This is a genomic window from Arthrobacter terrae (assembly GCF_015708085.1).
GTDB lineage: Bacteria > Actinomycetota > Actinomycetes > Actinomycetales > Micrococcaceae > Arthrobacter_M > Arthrobacter_M terrae.
On the sequence record NZ_JADNYM010000009.1, the window covers coordinates 74,872 to 97,484 of the forward strand.

A 22,613-nucleotide genomic window follows, 5' to 3' on the forward strand; every position below is an offset into this window, starting at 1 on the left:
GCTCCGCGTTCTATTGCCCGGCCCGGTAGCCCACACCGCGCACGGTCAGCACCACCTCCGGCGCCTCCGGGTCCTGCTCGATCTTGGAGCGCAGCCGCTGGACGTGCACGTTGACCAGTCGGGTGTCCGCGGCATGCCGGTAGCCCCAGACCTGCTCCAGCAGCAACTCCCGGGTAAAAACCTGCCAGGGTTTGCGGGCCAGCGCGACGAGCAAATCGAATTCCAGCGGTGTCAGGGAAATCTTCTTTCCTGCCCGGTGCACGGTATGCCCGGCAACGTCGATCGTCACGTCCGCAATAGCCAGAGTCTCCGGCGCCTTTTGGTCACCCGGACGCAACCGGGCGCGGACCCGCGCCACCAGCTCCGCCGGCTTAAACGGTTTGGGAACATAGTCGTCGGCACCGGATTCGAGCCCGCGGACTACGTCGGAGGTATCCGATTTCGCCGTCAGCATCACAATCGCGACGTCGGACTCGGCACGGATCGCTCTGCAGACCTCGATTCCGTCCACACCCGGGAGCATCAGGTCCAGCAGGACCAGATCGGGTTTGGACGAGCGGAATGCTGCCAGCGCCTGCGCTCCATCCGCGCAAAAGAAGGGCTCAAACCCGTCATTGCGCAGCACAATACCGATCATCTCCGCCAGTGCTTCATCATCATCAACTACCAGAATGCGTGCCTTCATAGTTATATGTTCGCCTATCCCCCGGACAATGTCTTGTTGGCGGTCTTGTGCCCCGGGTCCGCGTCCGGTTCCGTTCAGCTGGCGGACTGCTGTAGCCGGCCCCAATAATGGCCGACGTCGTAGGGTGCCGCTAGGCTGAAGCCAGAGTCAGGACTGGGGCCGGCAGCCGTCGGTACAATCGCAGGATTGGCTGCCGTCAGCTATGGGGAGATACACATGACGCAGGAACCCGACCAGGCCCCGGCCCGACCCGCTGGCGAGCCGCGGCCGGGGCCAAACCAGCAGGGTGGCCAGGCACCCCCGTGGGGCCAGGCACCCCAGTGGGGCCAGGCACCCCAGTGGGGTCAGGCACCCCAGTGGGGCGAATATGCACCACCGCCTGGACCGGCTCAGTCCGGCGCGCCGCAAGGGCAATACGGCTGGCCGCAGCAGCAGTTCCCCGGCTACCAGCAATACGTGGCGCCGCCGAAACCCGGCGTCATCCCCCTCCGTCCTCTGGGACTGGGCGAGATCCTCGACGGGGCCTTTCAGGCGGCCCGCCGTAACGGCAAGGCAATGTTCGGTTCCGCCCTGCTTGTCCAGGCCTTTTCGGCAGTGCTGACGGTCGTTCTGCTGACGGTATTCCTCAGCGGCGGCATTCCGATTATGTCGATTGCGGAAGGGAACGTATCGACAAGCCAACTAGCATCCTTCGTCGTCCGGGCCGCAGCCACCCTGCTGATAGCGGCCTTGCTGCAGACCCTGACGCAAATGACCCTGCAGGGTGTCCTGGTGGTTCCGGTATCCTGTGCAGTGCTGAACCGGACCACGACCTTCAAACAGATGTGGTACCTGGCCCGTCGCCGGATTGTTCCGCTGGTGGGGCTGTCGCTGCTGTACATGCTCAGCGTCGGTGTGGTGCTCGCCGTCGTCGTGCTTTTCGCTGTCCTGCTCATCGCGAATCTGCGCGTTGGTGGGGCCCTCCTCACACTGGCACTGGTGTTGGCCATGATCGCAGGATTCCTCTGGATCGCTGTGAAGCTGCTCATGGCACCGGCGGCAATGGTGGTGGAGAATCTGGGTATTTTCTCTGCCATCGCACGTTCCTGGCGCCTCACTGGGAACAATTGGTGGCGGACCTTCGGCATCTGGATAGTGACCAGCCTGATTGTTGGCGCCATCACCGGCGGGATATCCACCGCGGTGGGTTTTGTGGTCGGCATAGTGGGCGTACTGATAAATCCGAATCCGACGCCGGACCAGCAGATTCTGCAGGCAGTGCTGGGGCAGGGTGTCTCCCTCTTGATCACCAGTGTCATCGGGGCAGTGGCGCTGGCTTTCCAATCGGGAGTGCTCGCGCTGATCTACGTTGACCTGAGAATGCGCAAAGAGGGGTTCGACATCGTCCTCATGAAGGAACACGAGGGGGGTCCCGGCAGCGATCCGGACGGAATACCAGGCGGATTGCCGCCCGACGGACAGCCCTTGAAGTGGCCCTGGAGCGCAGCTGAGACATGATGGCAGCAGCCGGCTTCATCTTGACCTCCAGGAGCACGGACATTCCGGTCCTTCCCGGTGCCGATGAGGCCCGCCGATGGGCCCGGGACGAGCTTTCACGGAAAATCTATCAGGACGCTAAGCCGGGCCTGGCCGAGGAAATTCTGGCCCGAATCGTGAAATTCTTTACTGCTGCCTTCAATGGGCTCTCGGGGATCAACGGTAACCTCGGCTTTGTGCTGCTTGGGGTTGTGCTGCTGGCGCTGATTGCCGTATCCCTCTGGCTGGTGCGTCCGCGGCTCAGTCGGCGGCAGATAAACCTCGAAGCAGAAGTTTTCGGCACCGAAGTGCTCCTGACGGCCGGCGAACACCGCAAACTAGCACAACAAGCCGCGATGGTCGGCGATTATGGCGGCGCGGTTACCGCACAGTTCAGGGCCGTGGTCCGTACGGCGGAGGAGCGTGCCATTCTTGACCCACAGCCCGGCAGGACTGTTGATGAAGCCACCGCGGGACTGATCCGCGCCTTCGGCGCTCAACGCCGGAACTTGCTGGCCGCGGCCGGCTGCTTCAATGGTGTGCGGTACGGCGATGTAGTTGCCGTACCGGCCGACTTTGCGCGGCTGAAGGAGCTGGACCACGTTCTGCTCGAGCAAAGGCCGCAATACCACGACGGTCCCGGCGCCCTGGCGGCACCAGCGTGAGCGGCACCAGCGTGAGCAGCACCAGCGTGAGCGGCACCAGCGTGAGCAGCACCAGCGTGAGCGGCACCAGCGTGAGCGGCACCGGCGTGAGCAGCACCAGCGTGAGCGGCACCAGCGTGAGCGGCACCGGCACTGTCCGGCAGCGGGCATGGAAACGGCTGCGGCGGCACCGTTTCTGGCTGATCGTCGGTACGGTGTCCGTGTTGGTCGCCGTGACCCTGTTCGCCCTCGGCAACCTGGGCCGGCACAGTACCGGCACCCTGGCTGTCGACAATCCGGCTCCGGACGGCGGTATGGCGGCGGCCACCATCCTGGCGCAGCACGGCGTCAAAGTTGCGGCGACGAATAGCCTCGCGGCAACGCTGGACCGGCTGCGGGATTCGGGTGCCTCCACAGCAACGGTGCTGCTCTTCGATCCGGCCGGAATTCTGGACCGCGGGCAGATCGAACGGCTGGCCGAAACCGACGCAACACTTGTGCTGGTGGAGCCGGGGCCGTTGACACTGCGCGGTGTAGCCGCAGCGTCCGGAACCACAGCCGGCAACGGTTCCGGCATCACTGCGGCCGGATCGGCAGTATTTCCTACTGACACCGCGGCGGCTGCCTGCACAAATGACGACGCCTCGGCGGCCGGGAGCATCAGCTCCGACGCCGGTACGGTGTACCGCGGACCGGTGATGTGCTTTCCGGATGTGTACACTGCCAGCGGCGGAACGGCTCCCGGCAGTGCGGACGCGCCCGCTGGGCTGTATGCGGCGAGCGCGGACGGCCGGGTCGTGGTGATCGGCAACCACCGGATCCTCAGCAATGACAAACTGGCGGCGAGCGGCAACGCGGCCCTGACGCTGCGGATGCTGGGGAAGAACGCGGAGCTGCTCTGGTATACGCCCTCGCTGCAGGACCTGCCGCAGGAGGCCGTACCCAAGGATCTCTCCTCACTCACTCCATCATGGCGGGTGCCGGTAGGGATCTGGCTGCTGATTGTCGCCGTTCTTGGCATGCTCTGGAAGGGCCGCCGGGATGGGCCGATTGTGCCGGAGCCGCTCCCGGTTACGGTGAAGGCGGCCGAGACGGCGGCCGGGCGTGCCCGGCTCTACGAAGATGCCGGCGCGAGTGAAACCGCCGCTGCTGTTCTGCGCGCGGGCGCGATGCTGCGCATGTCCCGGCATCTGCGGCTCGGGCGGGCGGCCTCCGAAGCGGACGTGCTTGCCGCCGTCGCACGCCACACCGGGTGTCCTGATCAACACGTCGCTGACCTGCTCCACACCCGGCCGGCCACGGGACCTGCCCTGCTGCGCTGGGCCAGGGAACTGAACACGCTAGAGAAAGAAGTAACCTCCAGATGAGCGAACCGTATCCCGACGCGGACGTCAGCGACAGCCGGCAGCCTGCTTGGTCTTCCACTGCCCTGCCCCCGGCGGGACCCCCCGCACAGGATCCGCCCGGAAGTCACGATCCGGTACGTCAGGCGCTGCTGGATGTGCGCACCGAAGTGGCGAAAGCCGTCGTGGGACAGGATGCAACCGTGACCGGCTTGCTGATCGCCCTGCTGGTGCGCGGTCACGTACTTATCGAAGGAGTTCCCGGTGTGGCTAAGACTCTGCTGGTGCGAACGCTCTCCGCAGCGCTGAGCCTGGAAACCAAACGAGTCCAGTTCACCCCGGACCTGATGCCCGGGGACGTAACCGGCTCGCTGATTTATGACACGCACAGCTCCGCATTTACCTTCCGGGAGGGCCCGGTCTTCACAAATATCCTGCTCGCGGATGAGATCAATCGGACGCCGCCGAAAACGCAGGCCGCGCTGCTGGAGGCAATGGAGGAGCATCAGGTGTCGGTGGACGGCGTTTCCCGAAAACTGCCGGCCCCGTTCATGGTGGCCGCGACGCAAAATCCGGTGGAATATGAGGGAACGTATCCGCTCCCGGAGGCGCAGCTGGACAGGTTTCTGCTCAAAATGACGATGCCGCTGCCGGAACGCGACGACGAAATAGAGGTGGTGCGCCGGCACAGCACCGGGTTTGATCCGCGGGATTTGGCCGCCGCCGGTGTCCGCCCGGTGGCCGGTGCACTGGAGCTTGAGCGAGCCCGGAAAGCGGTCAATCAGGTCAGCATTTCCCCCGAGGTGCTGGCCTACATCGTGGATCTGGTCCGCGCCACTCGTGCCGCGCCGTCCTTCCAGCTCGGCGTCTCACCCCGCGGTGCCACGGCACTGCTGAACACGTCGCGGGCCTGGGCCTGGCTGTCCGGACGTCGTTTTGTCACGCCCGACGACGTCAAGGCGCTGACGCTGCCCGCGCTGCGCCACCGTGTCGGACTGCGGCCCGAAGCCCAGATGGACGGAGTCAGCGTCGATAATGTGCTGGGCAGCATTTTGGCCACCGTTCCCGTGCCGCGCTGAGCGGGATGTCCGATGGCCATTACCGGAAGGTTCGTGTTGCTGGCACTCGCCGGGCTGATACCCATCCTGCTCTTCCCCACCGGAGGGACCATCATCGCCTGGCTCGCCCTGCTGACGGTGGTGCTGATCGCGGACCTGGCTTTGGCGGCATCGGCACGGACGGTTCTCCTGCACCGTTCCCTTCCGGAAAACGTCCGGCTCACCGAAGGTACTCAGGCACACCTGACGCTGGTCAACGGTTCACGCAGGACGCTGCGGGCACAGGTACGCGAAGCCTGGCAGCCTTCCGCCGGCGCCGTGAATCCACGCCAGCAGGTCCTCGTCCGCGCCGGTGAACGGGTCCGGATCACGGTGGCGCTGCTGCCGACGCGGCGTGGGGATCTACACATTGCACACACCACGATCCGTTCCTACGGCCCGCTGCGCATGGCCGCGCGCCAGCGGACTATGGCAACCCCCGGTCGGTTACGCGTGCTGCCCGAGTTCCGTTCCAAACGGCAGCTGCCCGCCAAGCTCAGGAAGCTGCGTGAACTCGATGGCCGGGCGGCTGTACAGATCCGTGGCGCCGGGACGGAGTTTGATTCGCTGCGCGATTATGTCCGCGGCGACGATGTGCGCTCCATCGACTGGCGCGCAACCGCGCGGCGCCGCGACGTCGTCGTCCGCACGTGGCGCCCTGAGCGGGACCGGCGGCTGGTAATCCTGCTGGACACTTCACGGACGTCCGCTGCACGGATTGAGGACGAGCCGAGCTTAGACACCGGGATCGAGGCGGCACTGCTGCTGGCGGTGCTGGCTGAGCGCGGCGGTGACCGGGTGGATTTCCTGGCCTTCGACCGACGGGTCCGCGCACGGGTGAGTTCGGCCAGCAGGGGAAATCTGCTCGGCGCGCTGGTCCAGGCGATGGCACCATTGCGTTCTGAACTCATTGAAATGGACTGGCAGCAGATCCCCGGCCAGGTCCGGTCGGTATCCGCGCACCGGTCGCTGCTGGTGCTGTTGACGTCGCTGGATTCCGGCGCGCCCGAGGAAGGGCTGATTCCGATGCTGGGCCAGCTGGCGCTCAGACATCTGGTGGTGGTTGCCTCGGTGCGCGATCCCCTGCTGGGCCGGTTGCGGCTGGAACGGGCGACGGCGTCAGATATCTACCGCGCGTCAGCAGCCGAACGCGCGCTGCTGGACCGCGAAACTCTGGCCGCGCTGCTGCGCCGCCACGGCGTGGAGGTGGTGGACGCCGAACCGCACGAACTACCCTCGCAACTAGCCGACCTGTACATCCGCCTTAAAGTCACCGGCCGGCTTTGAGGCGGCTTCTGCCCGGCGGATCCGGGCCGGCTTCTGCAAGACAGATCCGCACCAATCGGGTTACGGGACCTTCATGCGCAGTAGGGTTGTGGCATGAGCGGCATCTACGAACAAGCCATGGGCAAGGATTTTCACCGCCTCCAGCCTCAGGTCCAAGAGTACTTTTCGTTGGAGCCCGGTTCGGGAAGCTACGGCGTCGGCAAGGGGACCTTTGACGTCGTCGGCTGCCCGCAACCGTGGCTGCGTCCGCTGCTGAGGCTGAGCACGGGAGAAGAAGCGTTCTTCCCCGAATACGGAACCCGGGTTCCCTTCAGAATTGAAAACCACGCCCACCTTGATCCCTTTGGCCGGTCCAGCCTCACCGCCCGCCGGGAAATCAGCTTCCCCCACATCACCCGGCTGTTCCAGGACACCACCAGTCTGCAGACGGACGATGGCCGCAACCGGCTGCTGGACTATGTGGGTAAGTACCGCCGGCTGGTCACTGATCTCAACGCCAGTGCAACCGATGATGGCATGCTACGCGGCGTCTCGCAGGCCTCCCGGCTGCTCGCCGGGAGGATCCGGCTCCCGCTGCCAGGCCAGCTGGATGCCCGGGCTTACGCGCAGCAGTGGTGGGATCAGGCTGCGCAGCGTCATCGGATCCAGGTTAAGGTGATTCAACCGCAGCTGGGCCTGCTGCTGGTCTACGCGGGCAGCTTCGACTACGAACTGGTGCAGTACCCGGCGCACGAAGCCGCCGCGCACGGTGTACTCGGTTCCCTGCCGACCTACGCCCAGCCGATGCAGTGGGAGGCGAGGGTATGAGCGCCAAAAGCCCGGTGTGAGCCGAGGCTGGAGGTCACTGAGTCCGCACGTCGTTCAGCGCCCGGGCAGTGTCCGTCAGCCGGTTCAGAACGGCGCGCGCGGTGACGGGCGGGTAGCCGGCCAACCCGCCGTCGGGCGTCAGCCGCAGTGCGTCGAGCGCCCGCGATGGCAGGCCCACCGAACGCCACGGCCGCATGACGGTCTGCACCAGCCGGGACACCTGCGGGAGCCCGCCGCCGAGGTGGTCATTACCGATAATTCCTGCCCACACCTTTTTGCCGTCTTCCACAGCGGCCGCCAATTGCTCCCAGTCCTGCATCTGTTGGTCCCGCAGCGCAACGGCAATGCCGTCCGCGCCGGCAGCCAGCGCGAGCCGCACCGGTGCCTGAAGCCCGGGCAGGCAAAGAATCACCTGCGCGGCACCGGCAGCCTTCGCAGCAGCCAGGACCAGGTCCCAGCCCCAGGAAACCTCCTGCTCCCCGATGGAGCGCAGCGTACGGTAGCCGCTGGAAGTGGGGATGGTTCCGGCCAGGACCCTGGATATTTCCGGTTCATCGAGCTGCAGCGTCAGCTGTGCCCCCGGCGCGGCCGCTGCGACCCGGGCAAGGTGCCCGGAAATTCCGGCCGCCAAAGATTCGGTGATGTCGCGCCGTGCTCCCTGATCCAGGAGCGCACGCTCCCCATAATGCATGTAAAGGGACGCGGCCATGGTCCAGGGCCCGCAAAGCTGGACCTTCAGTTCGGCTCCCGACTGCTCCTGTGCACCGATGACATCCGCCAAAACGTTAATGTCCGTTGACAGCGCGGACACTGCCCTGCGCTGATCCGCGCCGGCCCGGTCCACCAGGCGCCAGCCAAAGGTTTGCACGTCAACGGGAAGCTCGACGAGCACGGCAGCTGTCCGGCCAACGGCGTCGGAACCGATTCCACGGTCCGGGAGCTGGACCAGATACGGCAGCTGCGGATCGCCCAATTCGCCGTGCGTGATCCGGGCAGCCTCCACCGGGTCGGTGCCGGGCCAGCTGCCCAGCGCCGTCGCAGTCACCTCGGTGGGGATCAGGACGTCCGTCACCGCCACTGTGAGCCGCCGCCGTCGAGCGTTGAATCGGCCAGGGGCGCGCTCTTCACCACCGGCGTAGCGCCGGTACGCAGCGCTTCGGTATGGCTGTCAGAGATGGCCTGATGATGGCGGATCACCTCGCTGATGATGAAGTTCAGGAACTTTTCCGCAAACGCCGGGTCCAGATGGGCCGACTCGGCCAGTGCCCGCAACCGGGCAATCTGCGCAGCTTCCCGACCCGGATCGCCCGGTGGGAGCTGATGCTGGGCCTTGAGGAAGCCAACCCGCTGGGTGGCTTTGAATCGTTCCGCGAGCAGGTACACCAAGGTGGCATCGATATTGTCGATACTGGAGCGCATCGCAAGCAATTCCGCCATCACGGCAGGGTCGATGTGGCCGGCCAGTGAGCTGGCCGTGGGGTCGAAATCGGCTTCGGCCTCGTGGCTGGGGGTCGGTTCAGTCATGTTTTTAGTCTAAGTGGTGCAGCCCAAGTGCAACCCCTAACCGGCCGGCAGCTGTGGCGCGAATGAACGCTTGGTTCAGCCACAGCTGCCGACCAATTCAACTGATGCGCCGGTTAGCCGGGGAGCAGCGCCCGGTGTGCCTGCCGCCGCTTGGCCTGCTCAGCGGGATCGGGCACCGGGAGCGAGGCAATGAGCCGCTTGGTGTAATCATCCTGCGGATTACCCATCACCTGGCTGCCGATCCCCTGCTCCACCATCTTGCCCTTGTAGAGCACACCCACCCAATGCGAGAGGATGTCCACTACCGCAAGGTCATGGCTGATAAACAGGGCCGCGAAACCAAACTCTGCCTGGATTTCCTTGAACAGCTCCAGCACCTTCGCCTGCACCGAAACATCCAAGGCGGACGTCGGCTCATCGGCGATCAGCAGCTTCGGATTCAGCGCCAGCGCCCGGGCCAGGGATGCCCGCTGACGCTGGCCGCCGGAGAGCTCGTGCGGGAACCTGCTGGCGTAGATCCTGGGCAGCTGCACCGCTTCGAGTAATTCCCCGACCCGCTTTTCCACCTCCTGCGGGGAACGCTTCTCATGGATCAGGATCGGCTCGGCAACGCATTCACCAATGCTCAATTGTGGGTTGAAGGACGCTGCCGGGTCCTGGAAAACGAAGCCGATGTCCTTGCGCAGCGGCCGGAAGGTGCGCTCGCGGAAGGTGCGCATTTCGTAACCCAGGACTTTCAGCGAACCGCCGGTCGTCTTGTTCAGCCCCGCGATCGCCCGACCAATGGTGGTCTTGCCGGAGCCCGACTCCCCCACCAGTCCAAAGACCTCGCCGGCGGAAATGCTGAAGTTCACCTCATCCACGGCACGGAAGGCCGGTGTGCCCAAGCGGCCCGGATATTCAATCACCAGGCCCTTCGCCTGGACCAGGACCTCGGATTCCTGGTGCGCCCGTTCCGTCAGCCCGGCCGAAGCGGAGTTACGTCCCAGATGGGGCACCGCCGCCAGCAGCTTCTTGGTGTAATCCTGCTTGGGAGACGCGAAGAGCGTGGTGGCGTCCGCTTCCTCGACCACGTCCCCCTGGTACATCACCACCACGCGGTCCGCCAGATCCGCCACTACACCCATATTGTGCGTGATCAGGACGATGGACGTGCCGTAGACGTCCCGGCAGTCGCGCAGCAGCTCAAGAATCTCCGCCTGGACCGTCACATCCAGGGCGGTGGTGGGCTCATCCGCGACGATCAGACCCGGATTCAGGGCCAGCGCTGCGGCAATCACCACGCGCTGCTTCTGCCCGCCGGAGAACTGGTGCGGATAATAGTCCACTCGCTTTTCCGGCTCCGGAATCCCCACCTTGCCGAGGGCCTCGATGGCGCGGGCACGGGCTTCCTTCTTCCCCACCTTGCCGTGCGCCCGCAGGCCCTCGGCAATCTGCCAGCCGACGGTGAACACCGGGTTCAGGGCGGTCGAGGGCTCCTGGAAGACCATTGCAACTTCCAGCCCGCGGATCTGGCGCAGATGTCGTGGTGTCACACTGATGACATTGTTTCCGCTGATCAGCACGGCTCCGGAACTGATGGCCGTCTCCGGCAGCAGACCCAAAATGGTCTTTGCGGTGACGGTTTTACCGGATCCGGATTCACCGACGATGGCCACAATCTCCGCCGCAGCCACGGTGAGGGATACGTCGTCGACGGCTTTCACGTCACCGCTGTCGGTGGCGAAAGTGACCTTTAGATGCTCGATGTTCAGTACCGGGCCGTCCGTTTCCGAACGGATGTTCTTCGGTCGTTCTGCTGCGTGGCTCATACCGTTACCCCATTTCCAGCTATTTCGGTTCCCGGCGCGTTAAGAGCGTTGGTGCCCGGTGTCTGCGGCGCCGCCGGCTGTTTCCGGCCGGCACGCCGCCGGCCGCGCAACCGCGGATCGTTCAGATCGTTCATGCTCTCGCCGACCAAGGTCAGACCCAGCACGGTAAGCACAATGGCCGCACCGGGAAAGACACCCGTCCACCAAATGCCGGCGGTGGTGTCCGAGAGCGCCTTATTCAAGTCGTAGCCCCATTCGGCCGCGGAGGAGGGCTCGATCCCGAACCCCAGGAAGCCAAGTCCAGCCAGGGTCAAGATAGCTTCGGAGGCATTGAGCGTGAAGATCAGCGGAAGGGTCCGGGTGGCATTTTTGTAGATGTGCCGGGCCATAATCCGCACGGACGAAGCGCCGACCACCATAGCGGATTCCACAAAGGGTTCCGCCTTGAGCCTGATGGTCTCGGCGCGGATCACCCGGAAATACTGCGGGATGAACACCACCGTGATGGAAATGGCTGCGGCAAAAATTCCGCCCAGCATGCTGGACCGGCCATGGCTGATGGCAATGGACATCACGATGGCCAGCAGCAGCGTGGGGAAGGCATAGATGGCATCGGCAATCACCACCAGGATGCGGTCCAGCCAGCCGCCGATGTAACCGGAGACCAGGCCGAGAGCGACGCCGAGGAAGATGGAAAGTATCACAGCCACCACAATGACGATCACGGCGGTCTGCGTACCCCAGACAACCCGGGAGAGCACGTCATAACCGCCCGACGTCGTCCCCCACAGGTGCTTGCCCGAGGGCGCAAGCTGCGAATCGAAGTGCTGGGCAAATCCATAGGGAGCGATCAGCGGTGCAAAGGCTGCCGTCAGCAGGAACAGGGCGGTGATTACCAGACCGGTAACCAGCATGCCGCGCTGCAGCCCTACGCTTTTACCCAGATGGGAGATCACCGGGAGGCGCTGGAACAAGGATCCTTCTTTTCTGCTCATGGTCAGTACCTCACTCGCGGGTCGATCAGCGCAGCGACAACGTCCACGATGAAGTTGGTGAGCGCAACAATCACGGCCAGCAGCACCACGATGCCCTGGACCGCCACGAAGTCGCGCGCGGTGAGGTACTGGGCCAGCTGGAAGCCCAGGCCCTTCCACTCAAATGTCGTCTCGGTCAGCACGGCGCCGCCGAGCAGCAAAGCAATCTGCAGACCCATCACGGTGATAATGGGAATCAGCGCGGGTTTGTAGGCGTGCTTGGTCACCAGACGGAATTCGCGGATCCCGCGGGAACGGCCCGCTTCCACATAGTCACGGCTCAGCGTGCCGATCACGTTCGTTCGCACCAGCCGCAGGAACACGCCGCCGGTCAGCAGACCGAGCGCTATCGCCGGCAGCACGGCATGTGCCATGACGTCACCGAGGGCAGCCAGATTGCCGCTGCGGATGGCGTCCAGCCAATAAATTCCGGTCGGATTTGCCAATGCTGTCAGCGCGATCTCGTTACCCGATTTCGCCCGCCCGGCCACCGGCAGCCAGCCAAGTCCGACGGCGAAAACCAGTTTGAGCAGCAGGCCGGCGAAGAACACCGGGGTTGCGTAGGAGAGGATGGCAAAGATGCGCAGGACTGCGTCCGGCCATTTGTCCCGGTATTTCGCTGCCACCATTCCCAGTGGAATTCCAATGATCAGCGCCACGACCAGCGAATTAATGGCCAGCTCCAAGGTCGCCGTGCCGTAGGTGGCGAGCATGTCGGTGACCTTGAGGTTGTCCGAGATGGTGCGGCCGAAGTTCCCGGTGGCGATCTGCCCCAGATACTCGAAATACTGCACCCAAATGGGCCTGTCGTATCCCGCTGCGTGGATCCGGGCCTGCAGCGCATCCGGTGGCAGGCGACCGCCCAAGGCTGCGGTGATCGGGTCTCCGGTGATCCGCATCAGGAAGAAGACCAGAGTGATCAGGATAAAGATCGTCGGAAAGATCAGCAAGAACCTGACGACCAAGTACTTGCCAAGGCCGCCGCCGGTTTTGGTTTTTTTGCTCGGAAGAAGCCCGTCGGCTTCCTGCGGTGGTGCGTCGATCAACGTTGTCATTGCTACCTAAGTTCTCTTATACCCGCCGCTGCCCGCAGCCCCCCGTGCAGCACCGCTGCGGCCCAGCGCCGGTACTGCACGCGGGAGGCGGGGCGCCCGGTAGGCCGCCCCGCCTCCCCCCCCCCCCCAACGGGCAGTCAGTAATTATTTCTGTGTGTTTCCTGCGCCTGCGGTTACTTGGAAAGAACTCCCAGGCGGAACTTGAAGGACGCGTCAAGAGTATCCTTCACGCCCTTGACGTCCTTGCCGGAGACTGCCACCTGGGCACCCTGCAGAAGCGGCAGCGTGGACAGATCCTTGGCCACATCGGTCTGGATCTGCTCGATCATCTTCTGCCGAGCGGCCTTGTCCACGGTGGTGACCTGCTCCGAAATCAGGTTGGCGACCGTTGGGTTTGAATAGTGGTTCTTCAGGAAGCTGGAGGCATCTCCGCCGAAGAACGGGGTCAGGTAGTTATCTGCATCCGAGTAGTCCGGGAACCAGCCCAGCTGGTAGAGCGGGTAAGCATCCTTGACGCGGTCCTTGCTGTAGGTGACCCACTCGGTGGACTGCAGGTTCACCTTGAACAGACCGGTCTTTTCCAGCTGGTCCTTCACCGCAGCGTACTCATCCCCGGAGGAGGTTCCGTAGTGGTCCGGGTTGTACTGCAGATTCAGCGTCACGGGCGTGCTCACACCGGCATCGGCGAGGGCCTTCTTGGCCTTATCCGCGCTGGGCTTACCGGTTCCATCCCCGTACATTTCCTTCAGCGGCTCAATGGCGCCCGCAAAGCCCTGCGGGACGTAGGAGTAGACCGGCAGATATGTGCCCTTGTAGACCTGTTCCGCAATGGCCCCGCGATCGACGGAATCCGCGACTGCCTGACGGACAGCCAGTGACTTGGCCGGGTCGGCCTCCGGCGTGGTGGCGCCGAATGGCATGGTGTTGAAGTTGAAGACTATGTAGCGCAGCTCGCCGCCGGGGCCCACATCCACGTTTACCTTATTGGAGCTTTTCAGATTCTCAATGTCCGTGGCCGTCAGGCTGCGGGAGGCAACGTCGACGTTGCCCTGCTGCACGTCGAGCTTGAGATTATTGGAGTCAGCATAGTACTTGACGTTGACGGTGTCCGTCTTCGGTTTGCCCAGCAGGCCCTTGTAGTCCGGGTAGGACTTAAAGCTGATCAGCTCGTTCTTCTTGTACGACTCAATGGTGTACTGGCCGGCAAATGCCTTGGCCGCGATAATGTCCTCATCGTTCATGATCTTGTCCGCCGGGAATACCTTGTGGTCCACGATGGGGCCGGCAGGGCTGCTGAGGACCTGCGCGAAGGTCTGGTCATTGCCCTTCTTGAGATTGAAGACCACGGTGGTGGCGTCCGGTGCGTCCACTGTGGCCAGGTTCCCCAGCAGTGACGACGGACCGTTGGCATCATTGATCTTCAGCTGTCGGTCAAAACTGAACTTCACATCGGTGGAATCAAGGGTGTCGCCGTTCGCAAACTTGAGCCCGGATTTCAGCTTTACCGTGTAGGCGGTGGGTGTGGTGAACGACGCCGACTCCGCAAGGTCAGGCTGCGGGTCCGCACCTCCTGGTTTGGAGTTCAGGACGAACGGGTAGATCTGGTTCATCACCATAAAAGAGCCGTTGTCGTAGGATCCTGCGGGATCCAGGAACGTCACCTTGTCTGTGGTGCCGAAAGTGATGGGTGCTCCGGAAGAACCGGCCGTGTTGGTCTGTGATGTACCGGCGGTGGGCCCGGTGCATGCTGTCAGTGCCAATGCCGAGACACCGGCGAAGGCCACGAGGTAGCGCAACCCTGTCTTTTTCTTAGCCATCTGGAAACTTTCTTGTCGGAAGTGCGATCGTACCCGCGGACACGTCTTTGTGAGCGAAGGCACATTCGTTATCCCTTGTTTCTACCAGATCCGGGGAAAGTTTTTCGCACAACAACAAAAGTTGCAACCAGATGGTTACCGCAGCCGGCCCGTTCCGCGCTCTAGGGGCACAGGCGATAGGATCGCAGAACAACCGAGGGCTGGAGGAACCGATCAGGAAAATGCAGATCTTTACCGTTGGCCATTCGACACATCCGCTGGAGGAATTTGTCTCCTTACTCAAGGCCCATCAGGTTCAAGCCGTTGTCGATGTCCGTACGGTTCCCAAATCGCGGCACAATCCGCAGTTCATGACCGACGCCATGGCCGAATCCTTGCCCGGGCATGGGATCTCTTACCGGAGGCTGGAGGCCCTTGGCGGGCTGCGGCACGCAAAGAAAGACAGCGCCACCGGGATTAACGGTGCCTGGCGCAACGCCTCGTTCCGGGGATATGCGGATTACATGCAGACACCGGAATTCGCCGCCGGCATTAAGGAACTGATGGAGATCGCGGACACCACGCCGACGGCGATCATGTGTGCCGAAGCGGTGCCGTGGCGCTGCCATCGGTCGCTGATTGGCGATGCACTGCTGGTCCGTGGCGTTGAAGTGCTGGACATTATGACCGAAAAGTCCGCCAAGCCCCATACACTCACGTCCTTCGCCAAGGCCTCAGGAACCACCGTCACTTACCCACCCGACGAGGCTCAGGACCACTAGCGCGCCGGAAATCCGGGCGGCAATAAGGCTTGGTTCGTCAGAGGGCCGGGCGGGCCAGCGAACGGGCGGTATCAATCGTTGCCTGTCCGAGCACGCGCGTACCTTGATAGAGCACCACCGTCTGGCCCGGCGACACCCCACGGAGCGGTTCGATCAGCGTTACCAGCAGCTCCGCCCGAAGGCTGCCGCCGCCGTCGTCCGTCATTTCGACCCGTGCCCGTGCCGGAACGGGATCGCCGTGGGCGCGGACCTGCGCGTGACAATCAAAGGTTTCCGACATCGCGGGTTCCGCCAGACCAGCCGCGGGAATGCCCGCAAGAGCCTGTGGGATCGGCTCGCCGGCCCAGGACAGCTTGATGCCGCGGATCTCATCGATCGCCAACAGCGCCTGCGGTCCCACCACCACCTTGTTTTCCTTGGGCCGGATCTCCAGCACGAAGCGCGGCTTTCCGTCCGCTGCCGGGGTACCCAGCTTAAGCCCGCGGCGCTGACCGACGGTGAACGCATTGGCGCCCGGATGCTCCCCGACCTTGGCACCGGACTCATCGACGATGTCTCCGGTGCTCATTTGGATCTTCTCCGCCAGCCAACCTGCTGTGTCGCCGTCGGGAATGAAGCAGATGTCATGGCTGTCAGGCTTTTTGGCCACGGACAGGCCGCGGCGCTCGGCCTCGGCACGGACCTCTGCCTTGGACGGAGTGTCCGCCAGCGGGAACATTGAATGCCTGAGCTGCTCATGGGTCAGCACACCCAGGACATAGCTCTGGTCCTTGGCCCAGTCGGCCGCACGGTGCAGTTCCATATTGCCGTTGCCATCCTGAACCACCTTGGCGTAGTGCCCGGTGCAGACGGCATCGAAGCCTAGTGCAATGGCCTTTTCCAGCAGCGCCGCGAACTTGATCCGCTCATTACAGCGCATGCACGGATTGGGCGTGCGGCCGGCGGCGTATTCGTCAATGAAATCCTGGACTACGTCTTCTTTGAAGCGCTCGGAGAAGTCCCAGACATAATAGGGAATACCGAGTTTGTCGCAGGCCCGCCAGGCGTCATTGGAATCCTCCACGGTGCAGCAGCCGCGGCTGCCGGTCCGCAGCGTCCCGGGCATACGCGAAAGCGCGAGGTGAACGCCGACGACGTCATGCCCGGCGTCCACGGCGCGCGCTGCGGCGACGGCCGAGTCCACTCCCCCGCTCATGGCGGCTAATACTCGCATTACTTACCTCTCCTGATGTGCTTCGGCGGCGAAAGAGCCGCGCCGGTCCAGCTATTGGTTGCTGGTGTCATGTTTAGTGCTGGCCGTCTGGATGGTGGAGACGTGGGAAGCCATGCCCGCGTGTTTCGCCCGCGCATACGCCTCCGGCAGGGCGGCCACGAGTTTCTCAACGTCCGCCGGCCCGGATGTATGCCCCAGGCTAAAGCGCTGGGCACCGCGGGCGGCCTCTTCCGTCAGCCCCATGGCCAGCAGAACGTGGGAGGGGCGGGGAACGCCGGCGGTGCAGGCGGAGCCTGTGGAGGATTCGATGCCCATCATATCGAGCAAGAACAGTAGCGAATCCCCCTCACAGCCCGGGAAGGTGAAGTGCGCATTGCCGGGCAGTCGCTGCTCGGGCGCATCGAAAGGATCCCGACCGCGAAGTACTGCATCGGGGACAGCCGAGCGAACTCCGGCAATCAACGCGTCGCGCAAACCAGCAATTCTCGCACCTTCGGCGGGTTGATGTTCGACGACGTCCTGGGCCGCCGCCGCGAAGGCAGCGATCGAGGCGGTGGCCAAGGTGCCGGAACGCACGTCACGCTCCTGGCCACCACCGTGCTGGACCGGAACGAGTTTGACCGCGCGGCCCAACAGCAAAGCGCCGACTCCTACCGGGCCGCCCATTTTATGCCCGCTGACGGACATTGCGGCCAGACCGGAGGCGGCGAAGCTGACCGGGATGGAGCCAAAGGCCTGCACCGCATCCGAATGCACCGGAATACCGTGCACGGCCGCGAGCGCCGTCACCTCCGCAATCGGCTGGACGGTGCCGACTTCATTGTTGGCCCACATCACGGTGACCAGCGCGACGGAGTCCGCGCCGCCGTCGAGCTCTGCCTTCAGCGCATCCAGGCGGAGCATCCCGTCGGCGTCCACCGGCAGCCAGACAACCTCCGCGCCCTCATGCTTCTCCAGCCAGGCGACCGTGTCCTGTACCGCAGCGTGTTCCACCGAGGAGACCAGGATGCGATTCCGGGCCGGATCCGCGGCATTGCGCGCCCAGAAGAGTCCTTTGACGGCCAAGTTGTCCGCCTCGGTTCCACCGGACGTAAAAATGACCTCGGACGAATGGGCGCCAGCGACCGCAGCGAGGATTTCGCGGGCCTGCTCCACCACCGCACGGGCACGTCGGCCGGAGCCGTGCAGCGAGGAGGGGTTGCCGCTACGGCTGAGTTCACTGGTCAATGCGGCCAACGCGGGCCCTGAAAGAGGCGTAGTTGCCGCATGGTCGAGGTACACGGGCATCGGTCAATTCTACCGCGCCGGCCGACCGCGGCCCATTCGCCCTTGATGTGCGGGCGATCTGCCCACCGTGACGGCGCCAGTCAGGACTGGGGCCGCGGCGCAGCAGGCACACCCGCGGTCGGGCTGCAGGTGATCCTGGCGCAGCAATAGGGGCCATCAGGATCGGGCAGCACCTGATGGATTTCGTCGGCGCAGCCGCTCAATGCACCGGTAAGAAGGGCCGCGTTCAGCCCGCAGACAACGTCCCGGTGTCGGTGGGCCAACCGATGAAAGGGGCAGTTTCCGAGCAGATACCCGCCCTGCCCATCGGGTTCCGGGGAGTACCCGGTCTGCGTCAGCATCCCGTCGATCGTCCCGGCCGCGGAGCCAAGTTCGTTGCCCGCCTCAAACGCGACCTGTGCCAACACATCGCGGACGGGTGATCCGTCGGCACTGGATTTCTCAATCGCCGCGGCCATCAGCCGGGCCGCGAGATCGTAGGAGCGTTCGGGCACGGAAACCGCGACTTCGGGGCGGACCGTGCGGTACAGCTTCGCCGGGCGCCCGGATCCGGGGCCGCTGCGGCCGCCCCGTTTCCGATTCTCGGTGCTGAGCAGTCCACTGGCCACGAGCCGCTCCAGCTGGACGGCGGCCGTGCTGCGCGGAATGCCGGCGGATCCGGCCAATTGGTCCCGGCTCATCGCCTCGGGGCTGCGCCGCAACAGCTCGTAGAGAGTGCGCCGGACGGGATCGCCGAGCGCGGCGACAGCCATCAGCCGGGCTTCCTGATCCGGTTCCTGCATGGCTTCCCTTCCGAGTTAACATCCTTGACATTTCGAGTGTGCGCTTCTAAAGTCAGAAACACAAGATTTAGAAGACGCCCGGGTCAATTATTATGCGGAGTTGGCAGGCGCCGTGAGACGAATACACCGGTTGCAAGGTCCAGGAGGGCACCACAAAATGTTGACGCAAATGCAGGCACCCACCGCACTGCTCGAAAGCCATCGCGGGCCCGGTCCCGATTTAAGCACCCATGATGCCGACCCTACCGGCGTCATCAATCTGCCGGCGGCCGAGCACGCCATCGCTGATTTTCTGCGTGCGCTGGGACGCGATGTGAACGCCCCGGACCTTGCCCAGACGCCCCGACGTGTCGCCGGCGCTTTTTCCGAAATGCTCACGCCGCGGCAGACATCCTGGACCACCTTCCCCAACGATGCCGGCTACAGCGAGCTGGTCCTGGTCAAGAACATCCCGTTCCACTCACTGTGCGAACATCATTTGCTTCCGTTCCGCGGAGTCGCCCACATTGGCTATCTGCCCGGCGATCGGTTATTGGGCCTGTCAAAGCTGGCACGTGCCCTTGAGCTTTTTGCCCGGAATCTGCAGGTTCAGGAGCGACTGACAATCCAGGTGGCGGACTGGCTGATGGAGACGCTCAACCCTCGCGGTGCCGGTGTGGTCCTGGAGGCAGAGCACCTGTGCATGTCCCTGCGGGGAGTTCAGAGCAGCGGAACCACAACGCGCACCTCGATGTTCTACGGTGAACTCGGGGTACCGGGACCCCTTCGGGACCAGTTCCCGAACTGATTCCTCCCTTCCCGAACTGATTCCACCCCGCCCGCAGCTAAAGCCCCGCCCCCAGCTGCCGTTCCACCCGTATTCCCGGAACAACCCGTCGTCCTCGCAACCTTGGAAATGAGCACACCATGACCGGAACAGCCGCCGCCAGTCCACAGCTTCCTGATTCCGGGGCGCAACCGAACGCCATGGTGATCATTGGAGCCGGGCTTGCCGGCGCCACGGCTGCAGCCACGCTTCGTGCCGAAGGTTTTGCCGGTCCCGTGGTCCTGATCGGCGGCGAGGATGCGATCCCGTATCTGCGCCCGCCGCTGTCCAAGGGCTTCCTCGCCGGCACCGAAACTGCCGATTCCCTGCCGGTCTATCCACACACCTGGTATGCGGAGCACCATGTCGAGCTCATCATCTCCGACGCAGCCATCTCCTTTGATGCCACGGCCCACACGGTGACGCTGGCCAGCGGCCGAGTCGTCACTTACGCGAAGCTCCTACTGGCCACGGGGGCCACCGTGCGGCGGCTGTCCGTGCCGGGTTCGGAGTTGGCGGGCGTGCAGTATTTCCGAACTCGTGCAGACGCCGAGGCGCTGCGCGCCGAGCTGGCCGGCGGCGGGCGACGGCTGGTGCTGATAGGTTCCGGCTGGATTGGCATGGAAATAGCCGCGTCTGCACGAACGCTGGGCAACGACGTGACGCTGCTGGGACTTGAAGATGTTCCCTTGAGTAACGCCATTGGATCCGAGCTGGGCCGCGTCTTTATGGCCAGGCATGAGCAGGCCGGCGTTCAGTTCCGCCTGCCGGCCTCCGCTGCGGCGATTAAGGGCGACGACGACGGCAGAGTCACCAGCGTCGTAACCAGTGCCGGGGAAACCCTGCCGGCGGATCTGGTCGTGATCGCGGTCGGCGTCCTGCCGAACACCGCCTTGGCCGAAACCGCCGGGCTGAGCATCACCAACGGCATCCGTACAGACTCGGGCTTGCACACGAGCACTGCGGACGTCTTCGCGGCCGGGGATGTTGCCAATGCGATGCATCCGGTGACTGGTGAATTCGCCCGAAGCGAGCACTGGGCCAATGCCATAGCCGGTGGAAAGACCGCAGCCCGATCCATGCTGGGCCAGGACGCTGCGCTGGCGGATATCCCGTACTTTTACACGGACCAGTTTGACCTCGGGATGGAATACTCCGGCTACGCCGCGCTGGCGAAGTCGGCAGAACTGGTGATCCGGGGTAGTTTGGAAAACCACGAGTTCATTGCCTTCTGGGTTCTCGACCGCAAGGTGGTCGCGGGAATGAACGTCAATGTCTGGGACGTCCAGGATGCGATCAAGGCACTGATTGGCAGCGGGCGTCAGGTGGACACACAGCGGTTGGCTGATCCGAAAATTGCCTTGGATACCCTTTGATGAAAGGTATGACCGCTCTTTCGGGGGTCGCTGAGCGAACGCCAAGCCAGTTCAGTTATCAACCTCCACTCCTGCACCCGGTCCACGATTTCGGCGGCCGGTCCTTCGATTTCAGCCGGCGTGTGGCCATTATGGCGATCATCAATCGCACACCTGATTCGTTTTACGACGGCGGCCGGACGTTTGCGCTGCAGGCTGCGGTGGCCGCCGCACATCAGGCCGTCGAGGACGGGGCGGATTGGCTGGACATCGGCGGTGTTCCTTTCTCTCCGGGTCCGGCCCTCAGCGCCAAGGAGGAAGCCGAACGGGTGGTCCCGGTCATCGAGGCGGTGGCTGCCCGCAGCGACGTGATCATCTCCGTCGATACGTATTTGCCGGAGGTGGCCGAGCTAAGCATCGCCGCCGGAGCCCACGTGATCAATGACACCACCGGACTGCAGAATCCGGAGTTGGCCGCCGTTGTCGCCGCCAGCGGTGCGCACCTGGTGATTACCCACAGCCTGGCCCGACCCCGGACGGTCTTTCCGCGCCCGGCGTATGGTGATGTGGTCGCTGAGGTGGCTGATTTCCTCCGCCGAAAGGCGGACTATGCCGTGGAATTAGGCATCAACGCGGATAAGATCCTCATTGACCCGGGCCATGATCTAAACAAAAATACGCTGCATTCGTTGGAAATTACCCGACGGTTCAATGAGATTGCCGCCATCGGTTTTCCCGCTCTCGCGGCCGTCTCGAACAAAGACTTCATTGGCGAGACACTTAACCAGGAGAAAGCGGACCGCACGGAGGGGTCCTTGGCCGCCGCCGTGATCTGCATTCTCGGTGGCGCCCGGGTAGTACGGATGCACAATGTGGCCGCCGCACACTCTGCCGTCAGATTCACCGAGTCAGTGCTGGGCTGGCGCCCACCGGCGTACCTGCTGCATAACATGGGCGAGCGCAATGAACCGGCCGCCCGATGATCCAGCCGATCAACCGCATTTTCCCCGAACCGTCCGCCGCCGCCACGGATGAGCAGTTGCTGCAGTGGTACGCCGCGCCGGACGCGGGCAGAACAAGTCCCGCCGAAGCTCGGGTCAGTTTCAATTTCATCGCCAGTCTGGACGGTGCGGCCACCGTCGAAGGACGATCAGGGGGCCTGGGTAGTGCCGCCGATCAGCGCATTTTCAAACTGTTGCGTCGCCACGCGGATGTAGTGCTGCTCGGCGCTGCGACCGTCCGGGCCGAAGGATACGAAGGTGACCTGCTCGACAGCGAGGCGCAGCGCTGGCGGGTACGCCATGGTAAGGCCGCACACCCAACGGTGGCCATTGTCTCCGGCTCGCTGCGTCTTGACCCGGAAAGCGATTTTTTCACCCGTGCACCCGTTCGGCCGCTGATTTTCACCACCGGAACGGCCCCGGCACGGCAGCGGAAGGCCCTTGAACGAGTCGCCGATATTGTCAGCGCCGGAACGCGAGAGCTCGACATTGACGCCGTCGTTGCGGAGCTGACGTCCCGCGGGCTGAACGGCATTCACTCCGAAGGCGGCCCACACCTGTTCGGCTCATTCGAGGACGCCGGTCGGGTGGACGAGCTGTGCTTGTCCCTTTCCCCATTGCTCGTCGGTGGCGAGGGACCGCGAATCAGCAACGCCCTCTCCCAAGGCAACCCGGCTACGGCTCCCCAAGGGATGCGGCTGGCACATGTACTGCACAGCGGGGAAATGCTGTTTCTACGTTACTTGCGTGACCCACGCCTGTAACGCAGCCAGGCCCTCCGTCGGGGCCG

The 22,613-nt window shown here is 64.0% G+C and carries 21 protein-coding genes; 11 read left to right on the top strand and 10 right to left on the bottom strand.

Annotated elements, in window-relative coordinates:
* Positions 1-10: 10 nt before the first annotated feature.
* Positions 11-685, bottom strand: a complete 675-nt coding sequence (mtrA, locus tag IV500_RS08605; protein WP_196396392.1) for an MtrAB system response regulator MtrA — start codon at positions 683-685, stop codon at positions 11-13.
* Between the two features lie 216 nt (positions 686-901).
* On the opposite strand from mtrA, the gene IV500_RS08610 reads away from it, so the two are divergent.
* The 6 genes from IV500_RS08610 (at position 902) to IV500_RS08635 (ending at position 7,378) form a co-directional block, all read left to right on the top strand.
* A complete protein-coding gene (locus tag IV500_RS08610; protein WP_196396393.1) occupies positions 902-2,182 on the top strand; it encodes a DUF7847 domain-containing protein in 1,281 nt (426 codons plus the stop codon).
* On the top strand, positions 2,179-2,865 hold the full coding sequence (locus tag IV500_RS08615) for a DUF4129 domain-containing protein (protein ID WP_196396394.1): 687 nt from the start codon (positions 2,179-2,181) through the stop codon (positions 2,863-2,865). Before IV500_RS08610 ends, IV500_RS08615 begins: the two co-directional genes overlap by 4 nt.
* Positions 2,862-4,211, top strand: coding sequence for a DUF4350 domain-containing protein (locus IV500_RS08620; protein WP_196396395.1), 1,350 nt, complete (start codon positions 2,862-2,864; stop codon positions 4,209-4,211). The genes IV500_RS08615 and IV500_RS08620 overlap by 4 nt, the downstream gene beginning before the upstream one ends.
* Positions 4,208-5,266 carry an AAA family ATPase gene (locus tag IV500_RS08625; RefSeq protein WP_196396396.1) on the top strand — a complete coding sequence of 353 codons (1,059 nt, stop codon included), beginning with the start codon at positions 4,208-4,210 and terminating at the stop codon, positions 5,264-5,266. The genes IV500_RS08620 and IV500_RS08625 overlap by 4 nt, the downstream gene beginning before the upstream one ends.
* A gap of 12 nt (positions 5,267-5,278) precedes the next feature.
* Positions 5,279-6,571 carry a DUF58 domain-containing protein gene (locus IV500_RS08630; protein ID WP_196396397.1) on the top strand — a complete coding sequence of 431 codons (1,293 nt, stop codon included), beginning with the start codon at positions 5,279-5,281 and terminating at the stop codon, positions 6,569-6,571.
* 93 nt (positions 6,572-6,664) lie between these two features.
* A complete protein-coding gene (locus tag IV500_RS08635; RefSeq protein WP_196396398.1) occupies positions 6,665-7,378 on the top strand; it encodes a DUF4166 domain-containing protein in 714 nt (237 codons plus the stop codon).
* A gap of 34 nt (positions 7,379-7,412) precedes the next feature.
* Here IV500_RS08635 and IV500_RS08640 read toward each other — a convergent pair whose 3' ends face one another.
* The 6 genes from IV500_RS08640 to IV500_RS08665 all read right to left on the bottom strand — a co-directional run bounded on the left by IV500_RS08640 (position 7,413) and on the right by IV500_RS08665 (position 14,619).
* Positions 7,413-8,450 carry a uroporphyrinogen decarboxylase/cobalamine-independent methonine synthase family protein gene (locus IV500_RS08640; protein ID WP_312875869.1) on the bottom strand — a complete coding sequence of 346 codons (1,038 nt, stop codon included), beginning with the start codon at positions 8,448-8,450 and terminating at the stop codon, positions 7,413-7,415.
* Entirely contained in the window at positions 8,447-8,902 is a 456-nt protein-coding gene (locus tag IV500_RS08645) for a chorismate mutase (RefSeq protein ID WP_196396400.1), read from the bottom strand. Before IV500_RS08645 ends, IV500_RS08640 begins: the two co-directional genes overlap by 4 nt.
* Positions 8,903-9,015: 113 nt before the next feature.
* On the bottom strand, positions 9,016-10,713 hold the full coding sequence (locus IV500_RS08650; protein WP_196396401.1) for a dipeptide ABC transporter ATP-binding protein: 1,698 nt from the start codon (positions 10,711-10,713) through the stop codon (positions 9,016-9,018).
* Entirely contained in the window at positions 10,710-11,708 is a 999-nt protein-coding gene (locus IV500_RS08655) for an ABC transporter permease (protein ID WP_196396402.1), read from the bottom strand. Before IV500_RS08655 ends, IV500_RS08650 begins: the two co-directional genes overlap by 4 nt.
* A gap of 2 nt (positions 11,709-11,710) precedes the next feature.
* Entirely contained in the window at positions 11,711-12,802 is a 1,092-nt protein-coding gene (locus IV500_RS08660) for an ABC transporter permease (RefSeq protein ID WP_196396403.1), read from the bottom strand.
* A gap of 173 nt (positions 12,803-12,975) precedes the next feature.
* Positions 12,976-14,619, bottom strand: a complete 1,644-nt coding sequence (locus IV500_RS08665; RefSeq protein WP_196396404.1) for an ABC transporter substrate-binding protein — start codon at positions 14,617-14,619, stop codon at positions 12,976-12,978.
* 131 nt (positions 14,620-14,750) lie between these two features.
* Between IV500_RS08665 and IV500_RS08670 the strand changes: the two genes are divergently transcribed.
* Positions 14,751-15,380: a DUF488 domain-containing protein gene (locus tag IV500_RS08670; protein ID WP_230854715.1), complete on the top strand. Its 630-nt coding sequence runs from the start codon at positions 14,751-14,753 to the stop codon at positions 15,378-15,380.
* Positions 15,381-15,417: 37 nt separating this feature from the next.
* Here IV500_RS08670 and mnmA read toward each other — a convergent pair whose 3' ends face one another.
* The 3 genes from mnmA to IV500_RS08685 form a co-directional block, all read right to left on the bottom strand.
* Entirely contained in the window at positions 15,418-16,593 is a 1,176-nt protein-coding gene (gene mnmA / locus IV500_RS08675) for a tRNA 2-thiouridine(34) synthase MnmA (RefSeq protein WP_196396405.1), read from the bottom strand.
* Positions 16,594-16,644: 51 nt separating this feature from the next.
* Positions 16,645-17,880, bottom strand: a complete 1,236-nt coding sequence (locus IV500_RS08680) for a cysteine desulfurase family protein (RefSeq protein ID WP_196396406.1) — start codon at positions 17,878-17,880, stop codon at positions 16,645-16,647.
* An 80-nt stretch (positions 17,881-17,960) separates the two neighbouring features.
* Positions 17,961-18,662 carry a helix-turn-helix transcriptional regulator gene (locus IV500_RS08685; protein ID WP_196396407.1) on the bottom strand — a complete coding sequence of 234 codons (702 nt, stop codon included), beginning with the start codon at positions 18,660-18,662 and terminating at the stop codon, positions 17,961-17,963.
* Between the two features lie 157 nt (positions 18,663-18,819).
* Here IV500_RS08685 and folE point away from each other — a divergent pair, with 157 nt between their 5' ends.
* The 4 genes from folE (at position 18,820) to IV500_RS08705 (ending at position 22,587) form a co-directional block, all read left to right on the top strand.
* Complete coding sequence (folE, locus tag IV500_RS08690) at positions 18,820-19,449, top strand: GTP cyclohydrolase I (RefSeq protein ID WP_230854716.1); 630 nt, start codon at positions 18,820-18,822, stop codon at positions 19,447-19,449.
* A 119-nt stretch (positions 19,450-19,568) separates the two neighbouring features.
* Complete coding sequence (locus tag IV500_RS08695) at positions 19,569-20,843, top strand: NAD(P)/FAD-dependent oxidoreductase (RefSeq protein WP_230854717.1); 1,275 nt, start codon at positions 19,569-19,571, stop codon at positions 20,841-20,843.
* An 8-nt stretch (positions 20,844-20,851) separates the two neighbouring features.
* On the top strand, positions 20,852-21,805 hold the full coding sequence (folP, locus tag IV500_RS08700) for a dihydropteroate synthase (protein WP_196396408.1): 954 nt from the start codon (positions 20,852-20,854) through the stop codon (positions 21,803-21,805).
* Positions 21,802-22,587: a pyrimidine reductase family protein gene (locus IV500_RS08705; RefSeq protein ID WP_196396409.1), complete on the top strand. Its 786-nt coding sequence runs from the start codon at positions 21,802-21,804 to the stop codon at positions 22,585-22,587. Before folP ends, IV500_RS08705 begins: the two co-directional genes overlap by 4 nt.
* The last annotated feature ends 26 nt before the right edge of the window (positions 22,588-22,613 follow it).

Coding starts and splice junctions, on each gene's coding strand:
- mtrA (WP_196396392.1), bottom strand. CDS start 685: ATGAAGGCACGCATTCTGGTAGTTGATGATGATGAAGCACTGGCGGAG.
- IV500_RS08610 (WP_196396393.1), top strand. CDS start 902: ATGACGCAGGAACCCGACCAGGCCCCGGCCCGACCCGCTGGCGAGCCG.
- IV500_RS08615 (WP_196396394.1), top strand. CDS start 2,179: ATGATGGCAGCAGCCGGCTTCATCTTGACCTCCAGGAGCACGGACATT.
- IV500_RS08625 (WP_196396396.1), top strand. CDS start 4,208: ATGAGCGAACCGTATCCCGACGCGGACGTCAGCGACAGCCGGCAGCCT.
- IV500_RS08630 (WP_196396397.1), top strand. CDS start 5,279: ATGGCCATTACCGGAAGGTTCGTGTTGCTGGCACTCGCCGGGCTGATA.
- IV500_RS08635 (WP_196396398.1), top strand. CDS start 6,665: ATGAGCGGCATCTACGAACAAGCCATGGGCAAGGATTTTCACCGCCTC.
- IV500_RS08645 (WP_196396400.1), bottom strand. CDS start 8,902: ATGACTGAACCGACCCCCAGCCACGAGGCCGAAGCCGATTTCGACCCC.
- IV500_RS08650 (WP_196396401.1), bottom strand. CDS start 10,713: ATGAGCCACGCAGCAGAACGACCGAAGAACATCCGTTCGGAAACGGAC.
- IV500_RS08655 (WP_196396402.1), bottom strand. CDS start 11,708: ATGAGCAGAAAAGAAGGATCCTTGTTCCAGCGCCTCCCGGTGATCTCC.
- IV500_RS08660 (WP_196396403.1), bottom strand. CDS start 12,802: ATGACAACGTTGATCGACGCACCACCGCAGGAAGCCGACGGGCTTCTT.
- IV500_RS08665 (WP_196396404.1), bottom strand. CDS start 14,619: ATGGCTAAGAAAAAGACAGGGTTGCGCTACCTCGTGGCCTTCGCCGGT.
- IV500_RS08670 (WP_230854715.1), top strand. CDS start 14,751: ATGGTTACCGCAGCCGGCCCGTTCCGCGCTCTAGGGGCACAGGCGATA.
- mnmA (WP_196396405.1), bottom strand. CDS start 16,593: ATGCGAGTATTAGCCGCCATGAGCGGGGGAGTGGACTCGGCCGTCGCC.
- IV500_RS08680 (WP_196396406.1), bottom strand. CDS start 17,880: ATGCCCGTGTACCTCGACCATGCGGCAACTACGCCTCTTTCAGGGCCC.
- IV500_RS08685 (WP_196396407.1), bottom strand. CDS start 18,662: ATGCAGGAACCGGATCAGGAAGCCCGGCTGATGGCTGTCGCCGCGCTC.
- folE (WP_230854716.1), top strand. CDS start 18,820: ATGTTGACGCAAATGCAGGCACCCACCGCACTGCTCGAAAGCCATCGC.
- IV500_RS08695 (WP_230854717.1), top strand. CDS start 19,569: ATGACCGGAACAGCCGCCGCCAGTCCACAGCTTCCTGATTCCGGGGCG.
- folP (WP_196396408.1), top strand. CDS start 20,852: ATGACCGCTCTTTCGGGGGTCGCTGAGCGAACGCCAAGCCAGTTCAGT.
- IV500_RS08705 (WP_196396409.1), top strand. CDS start 21,802: ATGATCCAGCCGATCAACCGCATTTTCCCCGAACCGTCCGCCGCCGCC.